At 67.9% G+C, this 22,707-nt stretch carries 20 protein-coding genes and 1 tRNA gene; 11 read left to right on the top strand and 10 right to left on the bottom strand.

What is annotated here, in order from left to right; genetic code table 11:
• The first annotated feature begins 1 nt into the window (after position 1).
• From C457_RS04795 to C457_RS04780, 4 genes are all read left to right on the top strand, one after another.
• The gene (locus C457_RS04795) at positions 2–2,455 is read left to right on the top strand and encodes a heavy metal translocating P-type ATPase (protein ID WP_008092440.1); all 2,454 of its coding nucleotides are present in this window, start codon (positions 2–4) and stop codon (positions 2,453–2,455) included.
• 114 nt (positions 2,456–2,569) lie between these two features.
• Positions 2,570–2,890 (top strand): hypothetical protein, encoded by a 321-nt coding sequence (locus C457_RS04790; RefSeq protein WP_008092439.1) that lies wholly within the window; start codon positions 2,570–2,572, stop codon positions 2,888–2,890.
• Between the two features lie 30 nt (positions 2,891–2,920).
• Complete coding sequence (locus C457_RS04785) at positions 2,921–3,397, top strand: universal stress protein (protein WP_008092438.1); 477 nt, start codon at positions 2,921–2,923, stop codon at positions 3,395–3,397.
• Positions 3,398–3,470: 73 nt separating this feature from the next.
• Positions 3,471–3,911, top strand: a complete 441-nt coding sequence (locus tag C457_RS04780) for a pyridoxamine 5'-phosphate oxidase family protein (protein WP_008092437.1) — start codon at positions 3,471–3,473, stop codon at positions 3,909–3,911.
• Between the two features lie 79 nt (positions 3,912–3,990).
• Here C457_RS04780 and yqeC read toward each other — a convergent pair whose 3' ends face one another.
• Both yqeC and fdhF read right to left on the bottom strand, forming a co-directional pair.
• Positions 3,991–4,749, bottom strand: a complete 759-nt coding sequence (yqeC, locus tag C457_RS04775) for a selenium cofactor biosynthesis protein YqeC (RefSeq protein WP_008092436.1) — start codon at positions 4,747–4,749, stop codon at positions 3,991–3,993.
• A complete protein-coding gene (gene fdhF / locus C457_RS04770) occupies positions 4,742–6,796 on the bottom strand; it encodes a formate dehydrogenase subunit alpha (RefSeq protein WP_008092435.1) in 2,055 nt (684 codons plus the stop codon). Before fdhF ends, yqeC begins: the two co-directional genes overlap by 8 nt.
• Before the next feature lie 83 nt (positions 6,797–6,879).
• Between fdhF and C457_RS04765 the strand changes: the two genes are divergently transcribed.
• Positions 6,880–9,735, top strand: a complete 2,856-nt coding sequence (locus C457_RS04765) for a cation-translocating P-type ATPase (protein WP_008092434.1) — start codon at positions 6,880–6,882, stop codon at positions 9,733–9,735.
• Here C457_RS04765 and C457_RS04760 read toward each other — a convergent pair.
• Positions 9,710–10,426, bottom strand: a complete 717-nt coding sequence (locus C457_RS04760; RefSeq protein WP_008092433.1) for a TVP38/TMEM64 family protein — start codon at positions 10,424–10,426, stop codon at positions 9,710–9,712. The two genes, C457_RS04765 and C457_RS04760, sit on opposite strands and share 26 nt — an antisense overlap.
• Before the next feature lie 78 nt (positions 10,427–10,504).
• Between C457_RS04760 and C457_RS04755 the strand changes: the two genes are divergently transcribed.
• Positions 10,505–10,945: a universal stress protein gene (locus tag C457_RS04755; protein WP_004972377.1), complete on the top strand. Its 441-nt coding sequence runs from the start codon at positions 10,505–10,507 to the stop codon at positions 10,943–10,945.
• A 51-nt stretch (positions 10,946–10,996) separates the two neighbouring features.
• On the opposite strand, the gene C457_RS04750 is transcribed toward C457_RS04755, so the two are convergent.
• Positions 10,997–11,425, bottom strand: coding sequence for a universal stress protein (locus C457_RS04750; RefSeq protein WP_008092431.1), 429 nt, complete (start codon positions 11,423–11,425; stop codon positions 10,997–10,999).
• A gap of 177 nt (positions 11,426–11,602) precedes the next feature.
• On the opposite strand from C457_RS04750, the gene C457_RS04745 reads away from it, so the two are divergent.
• From C457_RS04745 to C457_RS04735, 3 genes are all read left to right on the top strand, one after another.
• Positions 11,603–12,073, top strand: coding sequence for an HTH domain-containing protein (locus C457_RS04745; protein WP_004044015.1), 471 nt, complete (start codon positions 11,603–11,605; stop codon positions 12,071–12,073).
• Between the two features lie 340 nt (positions 12,074–12,413).
• Positions 12,414–13,400 (top strand): class I SAM-dependent methyltransferase, encoded by a 987-nt coding sequence (locus C457_RS04740; protein ID WP_008092427.1) that lies wholly within the window; start codon positions 12,414–12,416, stop codon positions 13,398–13,400.
• A gap of 92 nt (positions 13,401–13,492) precedes the next feature.
• A tRNA-Thr gene (locus C457_RS04735) sits at positions 13,493–13,565 on the top strand.
• A gap of 318 nt (positions 13,566–13,883) precedes the next feature.
• Here the strand turns inward: C457_RS04735 and C457_RS04730 are convergent.
• The 3 genes from C457_RS04730 to C457_RS04720 form a co-directional block, all read right to left on the bottom strand.
• Complete coding sequence (locus tag C457_RS04730) at positions 13,884–14,330, bottom strand: Rieske (2Fe-2S) protein (RefSeq protein WP_008092426.1); 447 nt, start codon at positions 14,328–14,330, stop codon at positions 13,884–13,886.
• A 286-nt stretch (positions 14,331–14,616) separates the two neighbouring features.
• Positions 14,617–14,826: a DUF7542 family protein gene (locus C457_RS04725; protein WP_008092424.1), complete on the bottom strand. Its 210-nt coding sequence runs from the start codon at positions 14,824–14,826 to the stop codon at positions 14,617–14,619.
• Between the two features lie 82 nt (positions 14,827–14,908).
• A complete protein-coding gene (locus tag C457_RS04720; RefSeq protein WP_008092422.1) occupies positions 14,909–15,451 on the bottom strand; it encodes a DoxX family protein in 543 nt (180 codons plus the stop codon).
• 150 nt (positions 15,452–15,601) lie between these two features.
• On the opposite strand from C457_RS04720, the gene dph5 reads away from it, so the two are divergent.
• Positions 15,602–16,411, top strand: coding sequence for a diphthine synthase (gene dph5, locus C457_RS04715; RefSeq protein WP_008092420.1), 810 nt, complete (start codon positions 15,602–15,604; stop codon positions 16,409–16,411).
• Positions 16,412–16,470: 59 nt separating this feature from the next.
• On the opposite strand, the gene artA is transcribed toward dph5, so the two are convergent.
• The 3 genes from artA to C457_RS04700 all read right to left on the bottom strand — a co-directional run bounded on the left by artA (position 16,471) and on the right by C457_RS04700 (position 21,126).
• The gene (gene artA / locus C457_RS04710) at positions 16,471–17,391 is read right to left on the bottom strand and encodes an archaeosortase A (RefSeq protein ID WP_008092419.1); all 921 of its coding nucleotides are present in this window, start codon (positions 17,389–17,391) and stop codon (positions 16,471–16,473) included.
• Positions 17,392–17,553: 162 nt separating this feature from the next.
• The gene (locus tag C457_RS04705; protein ID WP_049913383.1) at positions 17,554–20,121 is read right to left on the bottom strand and encodes an ArtA-dependent S-layer glycoprotein; all 2,568 of its coding nucleotides are present in this window, start codon (positions 20,119–20,121) and stop codon (positions 17,554–17,556) included.
• Between the two features lie 225 nt (positions 20,122–20,346).
• Positions 20,347–21,126: a VOC family protein gene (locus C457_RS04700; RefSeq protein WP_049904940.1), complete on the bottom strand. Its 780-nt coding sequence runs from the start codon at positions 21,124–21,126 to the stop codon at positions 20,347–20,349.
• Positions 21,127–21,261: 135 nt separating this feature from the next.
• On the opposite strand from C457_RS04700, the gene C457_RS04695 reads away from it, so the two are divergent.
• Positions 21,262–22,704 carry an MATE family efflux transporter gene (locus C457_RS04695; RefSeq protein ID WP_008092417.1) on the top strand — a complete coding sequence of 481 codons (1,443 nt, stop codon included), beginning with the start codon at positions 21,262–21,264 and terminating at the stop codon, positions 22,702–22,704.
• Positions 22,705–22,707: the final 3 nt, after the last annotated feature.

The following is a 22,707-nucleotide window of genomic DNA, read 5'->3' as shown; positions in this document are numbered from 1 at the left end:
GATGTCGACCACGACGCGGTCCCGCGGGTCAGCCGGCGGCGGAAGCGACGCCGACGCCGAGGACTGTGACCTCTGTGGACTACCGACGCCGACGCCGCCCGTCACCGGCGACGGCGTAGCCGGCGAGTTCTGCTGTCGCGGCTGTCTCGAAATAACCCGCGCGCTCGGCGACGCCGCGAGCGCCGACCCGGAGACTGTCGAGCGCGAACTCGCGGGCGAGGCCGACGAGGTTCCCGACGACGCCGAGCGAACGTACATGGCCGTCGACGGGATGCACTGCGCCACCTGCGAGGCGTTCGTCTCGGGAACCGCGCGGACCTGCGAGGGCGTCTACGCCGCGGAAGCCAGCTACGCCAACGACATGGTCCGCGTCACCTACGACCCGGAGGCCACCGACTTAGACGGGCTGTCGGGGACACTGGCCCGCTACGGCTACGGCACGCGCGACCCCGAGGAGCGCGAGGCGGCCGAACGGCCCGACAACCAGGTCGCGCGGTTCGTCATCGGCGGCGGCGTCTTCGGCATGATGGTGATGCTGTGGTACGTCCTGTTTCTGTACCCGACCTACGTCGGCGTCCGGCCGGTGGTCGAACTCGGCGTGTTCGACGGTATCTACATCCTCGGCAACATCTGGGTGATGACCTCCATCGTCCTGTTCTACACCGGCTTTCCCATCCTCCGCGGGGCGCTCGTCAGCCTCCGCGCCGGCCAGCCGAACATGGACCTGCTCGTCTCGCTGGCGGCGACGAGCGCCTACGTCTACTCGACGGCCGCCGTCCTCGTCGGCGAGACCCACGTCTACTTCGACGTGACCGTCGCAATCATCCTCGTCGTCACGCTTGGCAACTACTACGAGGACCGCATCAAGCGGAAGGCCGCCGGGATGCTCTCGGACCTCGCGGCCTCCCGCGTCTCGGAGGCCCGGCGGCGAGTCGCCGGCGATGCCGACGGCTCCGGCGACACCGCCGTCGAGATGGTCGCGCTCGACGCGCTCGAACCGGGCGACCTCGTGGAAGTCCGGCCGGGCGAGCGCGTTCCGGTCGACGGAACCGTCCGCGAGGGGACCGCCGCGGTCGACGAGGCGCTCGTCACCGGCGAGTCGATGCCGCGGACGAAGCGCCCCGGCGACGACGTGCTCGGCGGGACCGTCGTCACCGACCGCCCGCTCGTCGTCGCGGTCGGCGAGGACGCGACGAGCACGCTCGACCGGCTGGTCGAACTGCTCTGGGACATCCAGAGCGCCCGCTCGGGCGTCCAGCGCCTCGCCGACAAACTGGCGACCATCTTCGTCCCGACGGTGCTCGTCCTCGCCGCCGTCGCCTTCGGCTGGACGCTGTTCAGCGGCGGCACGCCGACCGACGCGCTCCTCGTGGGGCTCACGGTCCTCATCGTCTCGTGTCCCTGTGCGCTCGGCCTCGCCACGCCGCTGGCGGTCGCCTCGGGAATCAAGGAGGCGGCGAGCCGGGGTATCGTCGTCGCCTCCGAGGCCGTCTTCGAGGCCGTCCCCGACGTTGACGTGGTCGTCTTCGACAAGACCGGGACGCTCACGGACGGCGACATGGCGGTCCTCCGGGTCGTCCGCGAGGACGAGAACGGGGGAGAAATCGACGGGAGCGACGCGCTCGCCGCGGCAGCCGCGTTGGAACGCTTCTCCGCGCACCCGCTCGCGGCCGCCGTCGTGGAGGCGGCCGAGGACGCCGGCGTGTCGGTTCCCGAGGTCTCGGCCGACGACGTGACCGTCCACGACCGCGGCGTCTCCGGCGCAGTCGACGGCGAGCGCGTCGTCGTCGGCCACCCCTCGCTCCTCCGCGACGAGGGCGCGACGCTTTCCCCGGCCCACGAGACCGCCGTCGAGGCCGCCCGCGACGAGGGCGCGGTCCCGGTCGTCGTCGGCCGGGGCGGGCGCTCTCTGGCGGTGCTCGTCGTCGGCGACGAACCGCGGGCCGCGTGGGACGACGTGGTCGCCGCCGTCGCCGAGGGGGGCCGGCGCGAGGTCGTGGTTCTCACGGGAGACTCCGAGCGCGCCGCGCGGCGGTTCCGCGACCACCCGGACGTGACAGACGTGTTCGCGGGCGTCCCGCCGGAGGCGAAAGCCGAGACCGTCGAACGCCTCCGCGCCCGGGGCACCGTGGCGATGGTCGGCGACGGGAGCAACGACGCGCCCGCGCTCGCCGCCGCCGACATCGGCATCGCGCTCGGCACGGGGACGGACATCGCGGGCGACGCCGCCGACGCGGTGCTCGTCGGCCGCGACATCGACGCAATTCCCGAGGTGTTCTCGCTTTCCGCCGGGGTGAACCGCCGCATCCGCGGCAACCTCACATGGGCGTTCGGCTACAACGCGGTCGCCATCCCGCTGGCCGCCCTCGGCGTGCTCAACCCGCTTTTCGCCGCCGTCGCCATGGGCACGTCGAGCCTGCTCGTCGTCGCCAACTCGGCGCGGTCGCTCGACTGAGCCGCCGACACTCCACCGGCAGCCGGGGTCGTCGCGGCCGGCCGACCGGTCGCCTTCCCGAGACGGTCGCCGAAAGCGGACCAATCAAGTCGCTCCGACCCGTCGGGAACGATAATGACAGACGACCCCTTCTCGCTCGCCGTTCCGGAGGGGTGGACCGTCGAGACCGACGTGGACACCGACGAGGCGAGCGCTAAGACCGTCTACGAGTCGCCCGACTCGGACCGGCGCGTCACCATCACCGAGTTCGCCCGGGGGCTGACGCTCTACTGGTGGGTCGACATCTTCGCCTTCGCCGACGGGGAGTGGCACCGCCGCGAGGTCGGCCTCGGCGACTCCTACCGCGACGCGGACGCCGTGAGCGACGCCGCACAGGACGCCCTCGACCGACTCGCGTCGTCGGGCGAGCGGGTCGAATCGATAGCCGACGACTGATTTATCACGGCCGCCGTACGACCGGCAAGCATGTATCTCGTCGCCTACGACGGCTCCGCGCTGGCGAACGCGGCGCTCGACAGGGCCGCGCAGTTCGCATCGGCAACCGGCCACGACGTGCTCGCGGTCGCCGTCGTCCCCGACGATTCGAAATACGCCGTCGAGGCGGGGTGGGTCCCCTCGAGAGAGGTGTTCGACCGGCAGACCGTCGTCGGCGAACTCCACAAAACCGCAGTCGACATCGCGCCGTCGGCGTCGTTTCAGGCAGTCACAGTCGGCCGGAACCCCGCTCCGGGGAACATCGTCGCGAAGCTCAAGTCAGTCGCGTCCGAGACGGACGCGAGCGTCGTCTTCGTCGGCAGCGAGAACGCGGGTCGCGTCGTCGTCCCGCTCGTCAGCGTCGGCGGGAACGTCGCCAGCGACGACTCCCACGACGTGCACATCGTCCGCCACGCGTCCCCGGAGATCCACAGACGGTTCCCGAAGTCGCATTTCTATCTCCCCTGAGTCACCGACCCGGCGTCCAGCGAACTCGCCTCGCGCACCACCGTTTCATGTGTCGCGGCCGCGAACGTCACGTATGCGAGATATCAGATACGTCTACACCGTCGGGACCGACCCCGAGACCGTCACCGAACGGCTTTCGAACGCCTCGTCGGGCGTGCTGTCGCTGGCCGACGGCGGGCGCTCCTACGCGATTCCCGCGCACGTCTCCTACGACGCCGAGGGGGGTCGAGTCCTGTTCCGTCTGACCGACGACGGGCGAAGCGAGAAGTTCGCGTTCATCGAGGAGACCGAGGAGGCGACGTTCGTCTGTTACGAGGACGCGGGCAAAGACTCGTGGAGTATCATGGCCCGCGGGCCGATTCGCGTCCTCCCGGACGACGAGCGCCCCGACGCGACGACTATCAACGAACTGTTCGGCGGCGTCCGGGTGTTCGACGAGGAGGTCGACGACCTCGAGTTCCACCTCGTCGAACTCGAACTCGACGAGCTGACGGGCCGCGAAACAGCCAGATGAGCCGTCTCGCCGCCGAGGGACCGCTTGTATCGGTCGCCACCGTGGCGGCAGAACGACCCCTCTGCGACCGGGAGCCGGGTCAGTAGAATCCGACGACCGACTCGTCGGCGGCGAGCGACGTCGCCACCACTCGGTCGACGCGCGGGTGTTCACAGAGCCATCTGGCGATTGCTTCGGCCGTCTCTGCCAGTCGCTCGTCGTCGACCATGTTGAGCACCGGGACGACCCGAGCCGTCTCGGGCACGTCCTTCATCCCGCCGGCGTCGTTCGACAGCACGGCGGCCACGTCCCACTCGGATATCGGGTCGCCGACGGCCGTGCCCGACACGTCCGAGACGAGTTCCGGCCGGTGGACGCGTTCGTCGGAAAGCGGCTCGCCGACGACCCGGACGCTGGCGACCGGGCAGACGAGGTCCGCCGTGTCGGGGAGTTGCGGTTCGTCCTCGCCGGGCGCTTTCAGCCAGCGCGCCCGCGCCCCGTCGGCCTTGACGAGCACCACGTCGTCGGTGGCGCGCGCGACTCGGTCGACCGTCGCCGGGTCGTAGCCGCGGTAGCGGTCGGATCGCTCGCGCTCCGCGACGACGCCGAGCGGGCGGGTCGGCGTCTCCGCGATGGCGGTCTCGGGGTCGTCCGTGACGATGACCTCGCCGACCTCGTCGTCGAAGATTGGGATGCGGACGGTGCTCGTGACCACGCCGTCGAGGTCGCGGGCGAGCCGGTAGAGAAGCGACTTCTTGCCACCCGCGCCGACGGCGCAGACGAGGTCGTCGGGGCCGATGCCGAGGGCGTCGGCGAGCGTCGGGGGCGATGTAGGCGACGCGAACGGCTCGTCAGTCACCGGCCGCCACCTCCGGTTCGACCGTCACGCGGACGGCGCTGTGTTTGTACTCGGGAATCTTCGCCACCGGGTCGAGCGCGTCTCCAGTCAACCGGTTCACCAACGGGTCGGCGTAGTGGAACGTGGCGAAGACGGTCCCGCGGCGGACCGCGGGCGTCACCTCGGCCGCGACCGTGACGCCGCCGCGGTCGTTTTCCACGCGGACGGCCGCGCCGTCTTCGATGCCGCGGGCGGCGGCGTCGTCGGGGTGAATCTGCAGGGAGTCCTCACCGCGCATCCGCATCAGCACGCCCGACCGCCGGGTGAGCGCGCCGCTGTTGAAGTGCTGGAGGACCCGCCCCGTGATGAGTGCGAGTTCGCCGTCGGCGACGGGGTCCGCCGGGTCGACGTGTTCGACCACCCGGAACGGGGCGGTCTTCGACCCGGATTCGAACGCGTCGGCGTGGAGAATCGCCGTCCCCTCGGTCGCGCCAACCGGGAACGGCCAGCGCTGGCTTCCCGTGCCGATGCCCTCGTACGACATGCCGGCGTAGATGGGCGTCACCAGCCGGAGTTCGTCGAAGACGCCCTCGGGGGTCGCGGGCGCGTCGAGGCCGGCCACGCGGGCGGCGAACTCCCGGAGGATATCGAGGTCGGCGCGGGCGTCTCCCGGCGGCGCGACATTTCGGTTCATCCGGATGACCTGTCGGTCGGTGTTCGTCACCGACCCCGACTTCTCGGCCCAGACGCTCCCGGGAAGCACCACGTCGGCGAACTCGGCCGTCTCGGTCGGGAACACGTCGTGGACGACGCAGAAGTCGAGCGCCTCGAACGCCTCGCGGACGCGGTTCGCGTTCGGTTCGGTCACGGCGGGGTTCTCGCCGAAGACGTAGGCCGCTCGCACCTCGTCGCCGAAGCGGTGGGTCGCTTCGACCTCCGTGAGTCCCGGCAGGGCGGGCGGTTCGAACCCCCACACGTCGGCGACGGCGGCGCGGGCGTCGTCGTCGGTGACGGGTCGATACCCCGGCAGGACGTTCGGAAGCGCGCCTACGTCGCCCGCGCCCTGCACGTTGTTCTGCCCGCGGAGCGGGTTGACGCCGGTGCCCACCTTCCCGATGTTGCCGGTCAGGAGCGGGAGGTTGATGAGCGCCTGCACGTTGTCGGTGCCGTAGTGGTGTTGGCTCATCCCCATCCCGGTGAAGATGGCCGCGCGGCCGGCCTCGCCGTAGGCTCTCGCGGCGGCTCTGAGGTCGGCGGGGTCGACGCCGGCGCGCTCGGCTTCCGCGTCGATATCGAGCCCCGAGAGGTGCTCGCGGAGCGCCTCGAACCCCGTGGTCCGCTCGGCGACGAACGCCTCGTCGACTAACCTCTGCTCGACGACGACAGCGGCCATCGCGTTGAGAAGCGGGATATCGAATCCCGGCTTCACCGGGAGGTGGATGTCCGCCGCCTTCGTCGTCTGGTTCTCGCGGGGGTCGACGTGAATCATCGTCGTCCCCGACTTGAGCGCCGGGAGCAGATACGACCGGAAGATGACCGGATGCTGTTCGGCGGGGTTCGCGCCGGTCACGAGGAACACGTCGGCCTCCCCGAGGTCCGAAAGCGAGTTGGTCATCGCCCCCGCGCCGAAGCGGTCGCCCATCGCCGCCACCGTCGAGGCGTGACAGAGCCGCGCGCAGTTGTCGACGTTGTTCGTCCCGAGCGCCCGCGCCGTCTTCTGGAGCAGGTAGTTCTCCTCGTTCGTGCAGTTCGACGACGAGAAGAAGAACACCGAGTCGGGGCCGTGGTCGGCGACGACCCGGGAGAACTCGCGTTCGATGCGGTCGAACGCCTCGTCCCACGTCGCCTCGACGAGCCGGCCGTTCACTCGCACCAGCGGGGTAGTCAGGCGCTCGTCGTGTTCGACCACGTCCCACGCCGCGGCCCCTTTGGGACAGAGTTCGCCCCGCGTGTTGACCGGCCCATTCCACCCGACGGCGCTCTCGCGGTCGGCGTCGTAGCGGATGCCGCAGCCGACGCCGCAGTACGGACAGACGCTCTCGTTCGGTTCCGCCGCCCGATTAGACACGCTGACACACCACACACATAGTCGAACGTGTGACCCGGACGATATTCATCGTACCGCCGACTGCGGCGGCGTGAAAATCGCCGGTGGACATACGTCCGCTCGTGTCGTTCGGTCGAAGCGTGCACGAGCAGGCAACCGCGCATCGGGAGTCAGAGGACGCGAGCGGACGCGAGGACGTCCCGTGGCACGCGCTCGAACGCGAGGCGGCGCTGGAGCGACTCGGGTCGAGCCGCGAGGGTCTCGACGCCGACGACGCGGCCCGCCGACTCACCGAGGAGGGGCCGAACGAACTCGCCGACGAGGAGGGCGTCTCGCCGCTTTCGCTCCTCGTCTCGCAGTTCACCGGGCCGCTCATCCTCCTGCTTTTCGTCGCGGCCGGGCTTTCGCTCGCCGTCGGCCTCCTGCCCGGCCGCGACCCGGGCTACACCGACGCCGCGCTCATCCTGCTCATCCTGCTCGGAAACGGGCTGTTCGGCTTCGTGCAGGACTACCGGGCCGAACAGGCGCTCGCGGCGCTCCGGGAGATGGCGACGCCGGACGCGACGGTCCGACGCAACGGCTCGATTCGAGCGGTCCCCTCGACCGAGGTCGTCCCGGGCGACGTGGTCGTCCTCGAAGCGGGCGACGCCGTCCCCGCAGACGCCCGTATTCTCACGGCGGCCGACTGCCGGGCCGACGAATCGACGCTGACCGGCGAGAGCGTCCCAGTTGACAAGGCGGCCGAACCGGTGTCGGCCGACACGGCGCTTGCCGACCGGGGGAGCGTCCTCCACGCCGGGACCACCGTGGTCAGAGGCCGCGCCGAGGCCGTCGTCGTCGCCACCGCGATGGACACCGAACTGGGCGCCATCGCCGACCAACTGGGGCAGGCCCGCCAGCGGGAGACACCGTTCGAAATCGAGGTCGACCGCCTCGGCCGCCGCATCGGCGTCGGCATCGTCGCGCTCATCCTGCTCATCGCGGCGGTCCAGTTGTTCCTCACCGCGACCGACCCGGTGGTCGTCCTCCTCGTCGCCGTCACGCTCGCCGTCGCGGCCGTCCCCGAGGGCCTGCCGGCGGTCGTCACGCTCACCCTCGCGCTCGGGTCGCGGACGCTCATGGAGCGCAACGCGCTCGTCCGCAACCTCGCGGTCGTCGAGAGCCTCGGCGCGGTCGACTACATCGTCACCGACAAGACCGGCACGCTGACCGAAAACCGCATGACCGTCACCCGCGCGTGGCTTCCCGGCGACCGGACGGTCGAACTAGGCGGCGATTCGGCGTCGGCCGGGACGGCCTCCGGAGACGGCGGCGCGCCGACCGCGACCGACGCGGCGGCTGCGGCCGACTCAGCATCCGCGACTGCCACGGGTCCGAACCCCGGTCCGGACCCTGCGCTCGCGGCACTCCTGTCCTGCGGTGCTCGCTGTAACGACACCAAGGAACTCGACGACGGAGCCCACCGGGGCGACCCCACCGAGGTCGCGCTCGTGAACGCCGCCGCCGACGCGGGCCTCGACGGCTCGCGCGACCCCGACGACCGACTTCGCGAAGTTCCCTTCACTTCCGAGCGAAAGCGCATGTCGGTCGTCGTCGACGCGTTCGACGCGCCCGGCGACGGCCCCGTCGCGCTCGTGAAGGGCGCGCCCGAGGAAATCGTCGCGCGGTGCGACCGCGTCCTCGTCGACGGGGAACTCGAGTCGTTCGACGACGAGCGCCGCGAGCGCGTCGACGCGACCGTGGCCGCCTTCGCCGACGACGCCCTTCGCGTGCTCGGGTTCGCCTACGCGCCCGCGGCAGACCTCGACGCCGACGACGAGACGCTCGAATCCGGGCTCGTCTTCCTCGGGTTGCAGGGCATGACCGACCCGGCGCGAGCGGGCGTCGCCGAGGCGGTCGCCGACTGCCTCGACGCCGGGGTTCGGGTGACGATGGCGACCGGCGACACCCCGCGGACGGCCCGCGCCATCGCCCGCGAGGTCGGCATCGACGCCGGCTCGGTCGTCACCGGAACCGAGGTGGCCGCCATGGACGACGCGGAACTCGGCCGGGTCGTCGAGGAGACGAACGTGTTCGCCCGCGTCTCCCCCGAGCACAAGGTCCGCATCCTCCGGGCGCTCCAGGACGCGGGCTACACGGTCGCGATGACCGGTGACGGCGTCAACGACGCGCCGGCGCTCGGCAACGCCGACGTGGGTATCGCCATGGGCGACCGCGGGACGCAGGTCGCACAGGGCGCGTCGGACGTGGTGCTCCGCGACGACAACTTCGTCACTATCCGCGACGCCATCGCGGAGGGCCGCGGCATCTTCGACAACATCCGCAAGTTCGTCAACTACCTGCTGTCGGCGAACGCCGGCGAGGTGTTCGTCGTCTTCCTCGGGACGCTCCTCGGAGCGGCGCTGTTCCCCGAGGTGTTCGCGGCCGAGTCGGCGCTCGTCATCACGCCCGTCGCGCTCCTGTGGCTCAACCTCGTCACCGACGGCTTCCCCGCGCTCGCGCTCGGCGCGGACCCCAAGTCGGACGACGTGATGCGCAGGCCGCCGCGCCCACGCGACGAGGGCGTCCTCGACCGCCGGACCGTCGCTTCGATTCTCGGCATCGGCGTCGCGCTCACCGCGGCCGGACTGGGCGTGTTCTTCTACGCGCTCTCTCGGTCCGACGACCTCGTCGTCGCCCAGACGGTGCTGTTTACGTTCCTCGTCACCGCCGAGTTGGTCCGCACGCAGTCGGTGCGGCTCCGCTACCGGCTGTCGCCGCTCTCGAACCCGTGGCTCCTCGGCGCGGTCGGGCTGTCGCTCGCGCTCCACCTCGTATTGCTCTACACGCCGGTCGCGGACCTCTTCGGCGTCGTCCCGCTCGGGCTCACCGAGTGGGGCTGGGTCGCGGGGGCGTTCGTTCCGTTCCTCGCCGCGAACCTGTGGCTGGTGTGGCTCAACGACCGGCTGTTTGCCCCGTGAGCGACCCGAGCGCGCCCATGAGCCGGTCGCGGTAGAGGTAGCCGAGAACCGATGCACCGAGCAGCGCGCCGACGAAGACCGCGGTGAGTTCGGCGTTGCCGTCGGCGGCGGCCGCGCCAGCGAGGTTCACGAGCAGGAAGCCGGGGAGCCGACCCACCGCCGCGACGAGGACGACCCTGCGGACCGGGATGTCGGTGAGGCCGGCGGCGAAGCAGATGGCGTCGTCGGGGAGGCCGGGAACGAGGAAGACGAGAAAGAGGACGGCCAGCCCGTGGGTCTCCATCGCGTCGTCGAACACCGAGAGCGCGTCGGCGGTGACGACGCGTTCGACGTACGGGCGACCGAGAGACCGCGCGATTCCGACGGCGAGCGCCGTGCCGAGGACGATGCCGACCATGCTGTAGACCGTCCCCCAGAGCGCCCCGAACAGGTAGCCGCTGGCGAACCCGAGTGCCTGTCCGGGGATGGGCGCCACGAGGACCTGCGCGATCTGCACGCCGACGAACGCGAGGGGGGCGAGCGCGCCGAACCCGAGGAGCCACGTCCGCAGCGCGGCCGGGTTGGCGAGAAACGGAAAGCGGCCGACGAGCGTCGTGCCGGCGAACGCGACGACGGCGACGACGACGGCGGCGAGCGCGAGCGTCCGCCACCGGTCGCGCGGCGACTCGAACAGTTCGGGGACGGATAGCACGGGTTGCACCTCGCACGCCGCGGAGAAAAACCCGGCGCGGGAGCGTTTTTGTGTCGAGATGGCGTAGGAATAATCGTGATGGATACGATTCTCGTCGCCGTCGACGGCTCGCCGCTGTCGAAGCGAGCGTTCGAACAGGCCCTCGCGCACGCCGATTCGACGGTCGTCGCCCTGCACGTCATCGACCCGACGGACCCCGGCTACAGCGCGCCGCTCGACGTGGATATCAGCACGGAACCGCTCCACGGCTCCGAGGAGTGGTACGAACGCGCCGACGAACTCGCGGCCGACATCTTCGACGAACTCGCGGCGCTGGCCGACGGGAGCGGCGTGGAACTCCGGACCGAGACCCTCCGCGGCGACCCCGCGCGGACTATCGTCGACTTCGCGCGCCGGGAGGGCGTCGACGCCGTCTACCTCGGCGGCCACGGCCGCGCCGGCGAGACGGACCTGCTGTTCGGCAGCGTCGCCGAGTTGGTCTCCGGCCGTGCGCCGATGAGCGTGATGGTCGTCCGCTGAGGGTCGCCACTCATGCCTCACGGCTCGTCTGCCAGTCCCGAGCGACGCACCTCACTCGTCGTCGGCCGCGGGCGGTACGCACAGCACCGGGACGTCCGAGAGCCTGACGACTCGCTCCGCGACGCTCCCGAGCAGGTATCGCTCCAGCCCGCTCGTCCCGTGGGTGCCCATCACCACGAGGTCGATGCCGCGTTCCTCACCGTAGTCGACGATTGTCTCGTGCGGCAGGCCGACCCGAATCTCCGTCTCGACGGGCACGTCGCGGTCGGCCGCCAAGTCGGCGACGACGCCGACGGCCGCCTCCCCGCGCGTCCGGGAATCGCCGTCGTCGACGGGCGCGTCCGCGTGGCCGGTCCGAACGTCGACGACGTAGAGGACGTGGAGCGCGGCCCCGTAGGTCGCCGCGAGGTCGACCGCGTAGTCGGCGGCGCGGACCGCGTGGTCGCTGCCGTCGGTGGGGACGAGGATGTGGTCGAACATGTCGTCACAGACGCGCGCCGAGCGAATAAACCCGAACCCGGTCGCCCGGGGTTCGGCCTCTCGTCACCTCACAGCCGACCGCAGCCCCGCCACCACCGTCTCGATTCCCGGCCACCGGGAAGGAAGAGCCCGCCTTATGTCCGGAGCGAGCGTACCGTAATCTGGGTGGTGAGGAGCATGCAGACCGACCAACAACGGAGGGTAGAACTGTGGATTCGTCCGATTCGGGACGGCCTCGGCGAGGAACACCAGACGCTGGTGGTCCGACTCGAACGGCTCGCGGACGAGGGGCTCGTCGACGACGTGTGCGTCCGGACGTGGGGCCGCGAGGTGGATGTCGAGTCCGATACCGCGCCGACGAAACGAGACGCGGTCGTCCGCGAGCGACTCGCCGAGTGTCGGTTGTGGGCGCGAACGGAAGGGGTCGCGCTCCCGACGCTCGACGAGCGGGCGACGGTCGGGTCGGGCCGGATGGGTCCCGAACACGACGCGGTCGTCCTTCCGCCGACGCTGGGCATCGTCTTCCGCGACGACGAAATCGAGGCCGTCTATCCGCACGAGCGAGACGATGGGACTCGAACGCTCGCCGACTGGGTCGAGACCGCCGAGTCGTTCCTCGGTATCGATCGCGAGCACGTCGAGGTGTAAACGGGGACGAGTCGCCGACTCGTGGCTACGAAAACAACGCCACCCGGTCGAGACGGTCAATTTTCGAACGATGCGTTCCGCGAGAAACGTCGCCATCGACGGACGCGATTCCGGCGGCGTACACCCGAATCACTCGCCCCGGGACTTGGTACCGAAAGTGGGCCCGGGCAAGGCCCAACTGTGTCAGAGGCACCCCACTCGAACGACGACTGTCGTCGAGAGTGTGGGCGAATCATCGTTTCCTCGCCAGTCATCTATACTTGGTCCCTGATACATCAGGGTCGTATATACGTCCGCGGCGAAGCGTCACCCTTACTCGGAGCCGTGTAGTGGTGGGGGTATGAACGTCCCCTGCGTCCGCGTGCCCCGCGAGTCCGGCGAGGCGGCGCGCCGGCGCCTCGCCGACGCCGGCCTGCTCGACCACGACCACGAGATTACCGTCGCCGAGGGGACCCTCTACATTCCCGTCGTCGACGCCGACGCCGTTCCCGACGACCTGACGGTCGTCGACTACGAGCCACCCGCCCGCGAGACGCAGACCACGCCCGCCGACCTGCTCGGCTTCGAACCCTCGTACGAGCGACTCGGCGACATCGTCATCCTCGACGAGGACGACCCCGACCGCGCCCGCGACATCGCCGACGCCATCGTCACCTCGGACCTCAAGGCCGAGACAGTCGTCAACCGCGCCTCGAAGGTCAAAGGCGAGCTCCGCGTCCGCGACTGGGACGTGCTCGTCGGCGACTCGACCGAGACAGTCCACCGCGAGTACGGCCACGAGTTCCGTCTCGACATCGACGCAGTCTACTTCTCGCCTCGACTGGCGACCGAGCGCCACCGGGTCGTCGAGGCGATTCGCGAGGGCGAGCACGTGTTCGACATGTTCGCCGGCGTCGGCCCCTTCGCGGTCCCCGCCGCCGCCGCGGGTGCGGAAGTCGTCGCCTGCGACCTCAACGAGGCGGCTGTCGAATACCTCCGCGAGAACGCCGAGCGAAACGACGTGGCCGACCGACTCACCGCGATTCACGGCGACGTGCGCGAGGTCGCCGCCGACTACGAGGGCTGGGCCGACCGACTCATCATGAACCTCCCGCACAGCGCCAGCGACTTCCTCGACACGGCGGTCCGCCTCGCGAGCGACGAGTGCGTGATTCACCTCTACGACATCCAACACGAGGACGACCCGTTCGGACCGGGACTGGCCGCCGTCCGCGCCGCCGCCGAGTCGACGTACGAGGTCGAGGTCGTAAACGAGCACGTCGTCCGGTCGTACGCCCCCCACGAGTACAACGTCTGTCTCGACGTTCGCCTGACGAAGCGGACGTGAGCGGGCTGGTGCCGAACGGCAGACACCGGGTTGATTCGCAAGTCTTAATTACGTAACCGGGGTACGGAAGAATGCGTTCGAAAGCCCACCGCGCCGGTGTAGCTCAGCTGGCAGAGCGATTCCTTCGTAAGGAATAGGCCGAGGGTTCAAATCCCTCCACCGGCTCTTTCTGCCGAACTCAAAACCCAGAGATGTTGGTTCACCTCGCAGCCGCCGCGTCAGAATCACGCGCCCACCTCTGAGTAGGTGTGGGCGCTCCGAAAAGGGGGGGTCGACTAACGGGGGGGTCGACTAACCCGTTCGAGTAGTCGCCGTGCGAACGGCGGTTAGCCCGCGTCGAAACGTCCTCGTTCTCGAACTCGAACCGGACCCAACCGGACCCGGGCGCGTCGAGACCCGAACGCGTCTTCTCGCCCGGTTCCGACCAGTAGGCAACCACTACACCGACGGTCGCGGCGGACGGCGGGGCGTCGCAGGGACGGCCTAAAATCCGATGTGTGACGTCGAACTCGGAATATCGTCGTCGTCCTCGTCATCCTCGTCGTCCTCGTCGTTGCGGGCCGCGCCCTCGTAGAGATAGGTATACTCGTCGTCAATCAGGAAGACGCCGCCGTCGGCGACCGTGACATCCACCTCGGGGAGACTGGTACCGGCCGCCTCGCCGTTTTCGCACGCGCCGGAACAGGCGTCGAACATCGACCCGTGTTTCGGGCAGATAATCTCGCCGTCGCGCATCGCCGCGCCGGTCCCGCGGTCGAACCGCTGGTTCTCGTGGGTGCACGTGTTCGGCCACGCTTCGATGCCCGGTCCGTCGTCGCATCGGACGAGGATGAGCTCTTTCGTCCGCGAATACGCGTCCTCCGCGGTGAACAGGTACGACCCGTTTTCGGGGACGTCGTCTACGGCCGCGACTCGGGTTCCATCGACCATCGAACACAGCTATCGGCCGGGTCGAAAAGTAGCTATCGGCGACGCTGGGGGTGAGTAACGAGACCGGAACCGACCTCGCCGATTACGCCGACGTGAACCGGTCCCAAACTACCCGACAGTCGCTACAGAGGAACCCGGTGAACTCGTCTACCGCGTGTCTCCGAACCGTCGTATCTCGTCCGCACCGTTCACACCACATACCCACTCGTTCGAGGGAATGTCGTATTGTTATGAATCTCATATCCGCTGACTCGACACTCGGCGAGACTGGGGTGCGGAATGTAGGTCAGCGGTCCCCGTCGAGGTTCACACCGCAGACGCCCGCTTCGTCGCCCATCTTCTCCACGCCGGGTGCGAACCGGCCCAACTCCCACGTAGGGTCGTGTCCGGTCGCCGCGCGGTGTGCTTCGATTCTGAGACGCGCGTCGGCGAGCTTCGAGAAGTGTTCTTCGAGGCCGCACGTCGGACAGGAGACCGTCGCACGAGGTGTCGACATCAGTCGAACGAAACGCGGCAGTCGAGAAAGTTCCGTCGGGTTCGGCGCCGAGGCCCAAAGAACGGTCGCTGGTGCGCGGTCGTCAGCCCATGACGAGACTCATCCACCGGTTACGCCGCACGAACTCCATGTTCTCGAGGTAGGCGTCGACGCCAAGGATGCGACCCGCGCCGAACGCGCCGAGGCCGAACAGTAACACCGCGTAGACGATGTGGTCGTCGACGACCCAACCGTGAGCCAGCGGCAGTCCGGCGAGGATGCCGCCTTCGAGCGCCGCCGCCCAGTAGAACAGCATCATAACTGCGCCCCAGAAGGCGCTAAATCGGACGAACGCGCCGAGGATAAGCGCCAACCCCGCGAGCGTCAAGCCCCACATGTTCAGCATGTCGATGAGCGGGCTCCCCGCCATCGAGCCCCACAGCCCCATCAGGGGGTTTCCCTCGGGGATCGCGTTGGCGAGGTAGCCCGCCGCAGTCCAGTTGTTCGAGGGGTCCGCATCGAGGTACGTCACGAGCTTCGTGATGCCGCCTTGGAACAACGTCCACCCCATCACCACTCTGAGGAGGAACAGCGAGTAACCGACCCACCGCTCCGAGTAGTCGAACCGCACCGCTCGTCCGAACATCTCCGTCTCTAGTGTACGACTATCGGTTGACATACAGAGGTAACATTTTCCGCCAAACTACAATAGTGTGTTGGGTAATCTCACACGATGAGTATCGGCCGTCTCGCCGGAGGTCACGCCGCTTATCACCGCCCGCGACAGAACACGGACATGCTCACTTTCATCGGCCTCGGTCTGTACGACGAGCGCTCCATCACCGTCGAAGGGCGGGAGGCGCTCGCGGACGCCGACCGCGCCTTCGCGGAGTTCTACACGAGCCACCTCGTCGGCGCGACCGTCGAGGAACTCGAAGCCTACCACGACATCGACATTGAGGTCCGCGACCGCGCCGGCGTCGAACAGGACCCCGAGCCGATACTCGACGCCGCGGAGGACGAATACGTCGCGTTCCTCACCGCCGGCGACACGATGATTTCGACCACGCACGTCGACCTGCGCCTCCGGGCCGAAGAACGCGGTATCGAGACGCGACTCGTCCACGGCGTGACCGCCCAGTCCGCCGCCAGCGGCCTGACTGGACTCCAGAACTACCGCTTCGGGAAGGCCGTGACGCTCCCGTTCCCGTACGTTCACGGCGGCGACCCGGTTCCGAAGAGCGTCGTCGACTCGCTCGAAGCGAACCGCGAACTCGGCTTGCACACGCTGGTCTACCTCGACATCAAGGTCGACTGGGAGGGTCGTCGCGGCGTCGAGGTCGACGGCGACCAGTACATGACCGCGGACTACGCCGCCGAACTCTTCGCCGAGCACTGGGACGGCGACGCCCTCGGCGTGGCCGTCTGCCGGGCCGGGAGTCCGGACCCCGTCGTCGCCGCGGACCGGTTGTCGGCGCTCGCCGAGCGCGACTTCGGCGAACCGCTGCACATGCTCGTCATCCCCGGCGAGGTCCATCACGTCGAATCCGATGCGCTCTCGGCGCTCGGCGGTGCGCCCGAGGAGCTGTTCGACGACGAAAACTGAACCGAGACGAAAATCGAACAAACGAGAACGAAACTGGGGCTACGTCCGCACGGAGCCGACTACGCCCGGCCGTCGAGGCCCAACTCAGTTCTGAGGTCGTACTCCTCGCCGGTCACCATGTAGAGCACGTCTTCGATGACGGTGAGGAGTTCCGGCACCTCTTGGACGACGAGATACGTGATGCCGACGAGCGCGACGACCGCGAGCGCCTGGCTGATGATGCGGTCGGAGATGAAAAACGACACCATGTAGGGGTCGGACGAGCCGAAGAGGAACAGAACCTCGTCGACGAACCACTGGAAGTACTGCTTGCCGACCGAGATGGTGATGAACGTCGTCCGAAGCAGGTTCAGCGCGTAGATGATGGGGACGGCGATTGCGAGTCCGCGGAGCTTCCGGCGCATCGGGGCGTCGACGGCGGCGATGAGGCCGGCGAAGATGGCGATGCTGCCGAGACCGGTACAGGCGAGGACGACCGAGATTTCGATTCGGTGAGAGCCCTGCATCCACAGGAACGTGTTCAGGTACCCCTCGTCACCGGGAATCATCTGGGGTGTGTAGCCCAGCGACTCGATGAGGAAGCGCGTCTGCGCCGCGACGGACTCCATGAGGACGCCGCGGGGAGCGGGGACGGTCGTCCCGAACAGCGTCAGCGCGGGAATCGTCTCGAAGGGGAGGTAGACCACGCCCATGGCGGCGACGGCCCGCGAGAGAACGAACAGCGTGTCGCGGCCGTTGTAGAGGAGCCACCCGGCGTAGAGCGACGCCGGGACGGCCGCGATGGTCAACAGCCCCTCGATGTAGCTCTTGTGAACGAGCGTGAAATGCGGGATGAGTTGGAGCCAGAAGACCGCAAACAACACCCACGCTGCGGTCATCACCCGCCGTCCGAGCTCGCGGTCCCGCCCGTTGGCGACCGCGCCGGCGACGAAGGTACCGATGACCAGCCACGCGAGGACGTCGGAGAGGAGACCGGGCATACGTGTTCGATGCGGTGGAGCGAATAAATCCCTTGTCGTTCCGGGCGTCGACTCCACGCGACCGTTGGGTCGACCCGAACGCGCAGCGCTGCCGCTGTGCGGGCGGTCGATAAAGAAGTGTTGAGGGGACCGGGACAAAGCCCGGTGGTGGGTTAGCGGTCGTTAGTTGTCGCGGCGGACTGCGAGGAGTGCCGCGGCGACGAGGGCGACGAGGGCGACAACGACACCGAAGCCAGGCGTGCTGGACTCGGTGGTCTCCTCGGTCGCTTCCTCAGTCGGCTCTTCGGTCGCGGTTGCCGTTTCCGTGGGCTCCTCGGTCGACTCTTCGGTGGTGGTCGTTTCCGTGGATTCCTCGGTGGTGGTCGTTTCCGCGGCCGTCGTCGTCTCCATGGCTTCGCCGACGATACCGTCAGCGGTCGCGTCAGCGGCCGTGCCGGAGTCGACGGAAGCCGTCACTTCGAACGTGTCGTTGAGGTTCTGCTCCGAGAAGTCGAACGCGGAGGAGAACGTGCCGTCGGCCTGCACGTACACCGAAGCGGTCTTCAGGAAGCGCGGCTGGGTGTCGCCGTCGGAGGTCACGCGGATGGTGAGCTCCGTACCGGGGGCGACAGTGGCCGTGCCCGAGAGGGACTGCTCGGCGGCGTTACCGACTGCGAACTCGTCCTGGTCCAGTTCGAGTTCGGGGGTGACGACTTCGAACTCGTCGGAGGCCGACTCGTCGTCTTCGGCGAGGTCACCGTCTTCGAGGACGGTGAACGTCGCGTTGAACGCGTCGTCGTCCTCGACTTCGTAGAGCGTCGAGGTGTTGTCGTAGTAGTCCGTGCGCGAAGCAGAGACGTCGTCGAGGTCGTAGACGATGAAGTACGTGTCGTTGTCACCGTCAGCGATGATCGTGGCGCTCGAGCTGTTGATACCCAGAACCTTCGCGTCGCGGTTCGGGCCGGGGTTCGTCTGCTCGACCGTGAGGTTGAACTGCGTGCCCGAGAGGGCGTCGAAGTTCGACGCGTCGAACGCGCCTTCGAGGCCCGTCGCGGAGACCTGCGTGACGACGACGTCGCCGTTAGCAAGCGAGTCCGTCTGCGTCAGGTTCTCGTTCTCGATGGCGTCGTAGACGTCTTCGGTCTCGGTGAGGTCAGCGCCCGTGGGTGCCGTCCAAGTGGCGACACTGTCGGTGCTGCGGTCTTCGAGGACGAGCGTCGCGACGTTGTCCGCGTCGCCGCCGGTGGCGACCTCGAGGTCGTAATCGCCGGCGTCGAGGGTCTCACCGCTCGGGATATCCGTGGTGATGTCCTCGACCGTGTACTCGTCGTCGCTGTCGTCAACGTCGAACGAGGAGGTCTTCTTCGGTGCGTAGCTGTTGAACAGAAGGACGACCTCACCGTCGTCGTTGTCGTCTTCGACGGTGACGTTCGCGCTGTAACCGAGACTGTAGTCACCGATGGTGACCGTTCCGGTGTCCGTGCCGTCGAGCGTGACGGTGATTTCGGCAACGTCGCCGACCTGTTCGTTGATGACGGACGACGCGAAGTCACCCGTGGAGTCCTTGGCCTTCGAGACGGTGACCGTGTCGGACTCGAGCGTGACGCCCGTGAAGGCGTCAGTTGCCTCAATCGTGTACTCGCCAGCGTCGACCGAGCTCAGGTTGAAGTCAGCTTCACCCTGGCCGTTGAGCGTAACGGTGGTTTCGGTGTCCTCGACCTCGTCGCCGTCGTCGTCAAGTGCGACGACGTCGACGGTGCGGTCGCCCGCGTTGGCCGAGACGGAGCCTTCGATACCGTCCTTGGTCGTGATGTTGAGGTCGTCGACAGTGAGTTCGAGACCGAGGTCGCGAACGTCAACCTGCGCCTTCTGGGCGCCGCCGACCGTGAACTGGTACGTGTCGAGGGTCTTGCCGTCCGTGTCGAAGACGAAGACCTGACTGTTGGGGCCAGTGGAACCGGAGAACTGGTAGTTGTTGTCGTCGTCAGCGCCTTCGACTTCGACGTCGGTGTCCACCGCGCTCGCGACGAGCGCGACGTTGGAGCCCTGGTAGGCCGTGTTGTTGGACTCGTTTGCGACGTAGACCGGAGCGAAGGTGACGTCCTCAGTCGCGGTGGCCGTGTTACCGGAGGAGTCGGTCACGTCGTACGTGACTTCGAGGTCGTCGGTGTAAACCTGGCTGAGGGTGACGTTGACTTGGCCGCTGGAGACGGAAACGGACTGCGAGAGGTTGGTCTCGCCGTCCGTGACGTTCATCTCGTTGACCGTGACGTCCTCGTCGAAGGCGACTTCGACCTTCGGCGTGCCATCGTCGAAGTGGATGGCGGAGCTGAAGTCAGCAGGGTTGGCGGCAACGACGTCGAGCGTGTCGTAAGCCTCCTGCTGGGTGGTACCGGCGGTCAGGCTAGCGCTCTCTGCGGCGGAGACGTTGTACTCACCGGCGGAGACGCTCTCAGGAATCGAGAGTGAGAGGGTTGCCGGGGAGCCCGCGGTATCCGTGGTGTTTGGTTCCGAGGCGTTGTAATAGCCATCGTCGTTCAGATCGAGCCATACGTGAACATCGTTCGTTCCGCCGGAATTAACCGTAACATCGACGGTCGCAGACGGGCCTTTGTCGACGGTATCAGGAGATACCGTTGCCGACGTAGCCGCTGCGGCGGCAGTGCCCGTGAACGCGATGGACCCGGCAAAGACCGAGAAAACCATCAGCGCAGCGAGCAGAACCGCGCGAACTTGTTTGTTTGCTGTCATTGTTGTAGATGAGTCTATAAGCGGCGAAGCAGCTTTTTCCCGTACGCCCGTGGGTAGGTCGGGCGGGGGGATTACTCGCTGATTTTCACCTTGGGTAGGGGTACGAAAGCGACTCTCCGGAGATTGGATAAATACTTTGTGGAATGTCTCTCCACGGAGAGCATCGAGACTCGAGTACTGTTCAGCGAATAAACAGAAACGACGACGTGTTAGAAGTTCTATCTGTTATTCCGGTGACTCGAAATCGGCCGGGATGACTTCGATTTCGTGGCCGTCGGGGTCCTTCGTGAACGCGAACATGTCGTCGCAGGACTCGGGGTCGCGGTAGTCCTCGGCTTCGCGCTCCATGAGCGTCTCCCAGTAGTCGTGGAGGTCGTCGGCGCTGACGGCGAGATGGCCCCACGCGTCGCCCATCTCGTAGCTCCGGCCGTCGTAGTTGTAGGTGAGTTCGACGGCCATCGCCTCTTCGGCCGCGCCCTCGGGCTTCATGAAGTAGTTCGCGAAGGTGTCGGACTCCCAACGGCCGGTGTGCTCGTAGCCGAACTTTCGGGTCCAAAATCCGAGCGCCTCGTCGGCGTCCTCGACGCGAATCATCGTGTGGTCGAGGCTCCACTTTGCGCCGTGATCGCGCTTGACGATTTCGACCTCGTGACCGTCGGGGTCCTTGACGAACGCGTAGCGGCCGCCGCAGGACTCGGGGTCGCGGTAGTCCTCGACGCCCTCGTCCATGAGCTGCTGGTAGGAGGATTCGAGTTCGTCCTCGGGGACGCGGACCGCGATGTGGCCCCACGCGTCGCCCATCTCGTAGGTGTGGTCGCCGTGGTTGTAGGTGAGTTCGAGGACCGCGCCCTCCTCGTGGAGGTCCTCGGGGCCGAGGTAGACGTTAGTGAACGTGTCGGCCTCCCAGCGACCCTTCTCCTCGTAGCCGAGGTGGGTCGTGTACCAGTCGAGCGACTCCTCGAGGTCTTCGACGCGAATCATCACGTGGTCGAGGGTTCCGGACATACCCGAGTGATGTGTCGCGCCGGCGAAAAACGTACCGAACGCGGAACCCACCGTCGATGGTTGCCACACGCCGTCTACCGGAACTTTCGGTCCGTTACGTGGTGCATAAGTACCCCCCGAAGTTACGATTCAGCAGTGTTTCCGGTCCCCAACCCCGTTCGCCTCCTCATCCTCGGCATCGGGCTGGCGCTCGCCCGACTCGGTCTCCTCGACCGCGAGCGCGCAGTCCGCATCGCCGACCTCTCGTGGCCCCGCGTCGTCACCGGCATCGCCCGGATGTCGAAGAACGCCGTCGACGTGGCGATGGTGGGTATCGCCTCCGGGACCGTCGCCATCACCGGCGTCGGCTTCGCCGGACCGTACTGGGGGCTCGCCTTCGCACTCGGCGGCGGTATCGCTGGGGGGACCATCGCGCTCGTCTCCCAGCGCTTCGGCGCGGACGCGATAGACGAGTTAGGACTCGCGGTACGGTCGAGCGCGCTCTTGACCGTCGTCGCCACGCTCCCCGTCACGGCCGTCTTCTGGCTGTTTCCCACCGAACTCATCTCCGTGCTGAGCAGCAACCAAGGAGCCATCGAACTCGGGGCGGCGTACCTCCGAATCGTCGGCCTCGGCGTCCCCTTCGCCGGCCTGAACCTCATCGGGAGTCGCGTCCTCGTCGGCAGCGACGATGCCTACACCGCGATGACGCTCCGCGCGAGCGGCGCGGTCATCAACATCGTCCTCAACGCGGTGCTCATCTTCGGCCTCGACATGGGCGTTGAGGGCGCGGCCCTCGGAACCGTCCTCTCGAACGTCGTCGTCGCCGGCGCGTTCGCAGTCGGCCTGTCTCGCGGGTCGCTTCCCGGCGTCGGCGCGTTTCCCGTCACCATCGACCCCTTCGGGTCGTTCGTCGACCCCCGGACGCTCGTCGACCTCGTCAAAATCGGTCTGCCCGTGATGGGTCGCGGGCTCGTCTGGACGGTCGCCGAGTTCCCGATGCTCGCCATCCTCGACAGCTTCGGGCCGGACGTGGTGGCGGCGTTCGTCATCGCCCGCCGCATCTGGGGACTGATGAACACCCCCGGTTGGGGCTTCGGACTGGCGTCGTCGAGCCTCGTCGGGCAGGCGCTCGGCAAGGACGACGAGCAGACCGCCGAGGCTTACGGCAACGAAGTCATTCGGTTCGCCGTCGCCACGTACATCGTTTCGGCGGCCCTCGTGGCGATATTCGCCCGACCCATCGTCCTCGGGTTCGTGGACGACCCGACGGACCCGGCGATTCCCATCGCCATCAACCTCGTCTACGTCGCCTGTATCGCAGTCATCTTACAGGGCGTCTCCGGCGGGTCCGCGGGTCCGCTCGATGCCAGCGGCGACACCCGCTGGACGTTCGGCAGCCAGTTCGTCGGGATGTTCCTCGGGTCGATTCCGCTCACCTACATCGGCTCCGTCACTTCGCTGGGGCTCGTCGGACTTTATCTGGCGTTCATCGCCGAGACGACGATTCCAGCGGCGCTGAACTACTACCGCTTCAAGACGGGGACGTGGAAGGCCGTCAGCCGAAACTACCGGCCCAAGACGGCCGCGGACGACTGAAGC

Source organism: Haloferax prahovense DSM 18310, assembly GCF_000336815.1.
Lineage (GTDB): Archaea > Halobacteriota > Halobacteria > Halobacteriales > Haloferacaceae > Haloferax > Haloferax prahovense.
This window is presented reverse-complemented; position numbering and strand designations above follow the sequence as displayed.

Excerpts from the sequence above, each read along its gene's own strand:
- C457_RS04795 (WP_008092440.1), top strand. The coding sequence starts at position 2 with ATGTCGACCACGACGCGGTCCCGCGGGTCAGCCGGCGGCGGAAGCGAC.
- C457_RS04790 (WP_008092439.1), top strand. The coding sequence starts at position 2,570 with ATGACAGACGACCCCTTCTCGCTCGCCGTTCCGGAGGGGTGGACCGTC.
- C457_RS04785 (WP_008092438.1), top strand. The coding sequence starts at position 2,921 with ATGTATCTCGTCGCCTACGACGGCTCCGCGCTGGCGAACGCGGCGCTC.
- C457_RS04780 (WP_008092437.1), top strand. The coding sequence starts at position 3,471 with ATGCGAGATATCAGATACGTCTACACCGTCGGGACCGACCCCGAGACC.
- C457_RS04755 (WP_004972377.1), top strand. The coding sequence starts at position 10,505 with ATGGATACGATTCTCGTCGCCGTCGACGGCTCGCCGCTGTCGAAGCGA.
- C457_RS04750 (WP_008092431.1), bottom strand. The coding sequence starts at position 11,425 with ATGTTCGACCACATCCTCGTCCCCACCGACGGCAGCGACCACGCGGTC.
- C457_RS04745 (WP_004044015.1), top strand. The coding sequence starts at position 11,603 with ATGCAGACCGACCAACAACGGAGGGTAGAACTGTGGATTCGTCCGATT.
- C457_RS04740 (WP_008092427.1), top strand. The coding sequence starts at position 12,414 with ATGAACGTCCCCTGCGTCCGCGTGCCCCGCGAGTCCGGCGAGGCGGCG.
- C457_RS04730 (WP_008092426.1), bottom strand. The coding sequence starts at position 14,330 with ATGGTCGATGGAACCCGAGTCGCGGCCGTAGACGACGTCCCCGAAAAC.
- C457_RS04725 (WP_008092424.1), bottom strand. The coding sequence starts at position 14,826 with ATGTCGACACCTCGTGCGACGGTCTCCTGTCCGACGTGCGGCCTCGAA.
- C457_RS04720 (WP_008092422.1), bottom strand. The coding sequence starts at position 15,451 with ATGTTCGGACGAGCGGTGCGGTTCGACTACTCGGAGCGGTGGGTCGGT.
- dph5 (WP_008092420.1), top strand. The coding sequence starts at position 15,602 with ATGCTCACTTTCATCGGCCTCGGTCTGTACGACGAGCGCTCCATCACC.
- artA (WP_008092419.1), bottom strand. The coding sequence starts at position 17,391 with ATGCCCGGTCTCCTCTCCGACGTCCTCGCGTGGCTGGTCATCGGTACC.
- C457_RS04705 (WP_049913383.1), bottom strand. The coding sequence starts at position 20,121 with ATGACAGCAAACAAACAAGTTCGCGCGGTTCTGCTCGCTGCGCTGATG.
- C457_RS04700 (WP_049904940.1), bottom strand. The coding sequence starts at position 21,126 with ATGTCCGGAACCCTCGACCACGTGATGATTCGCGTCGAAGACCTCGAG.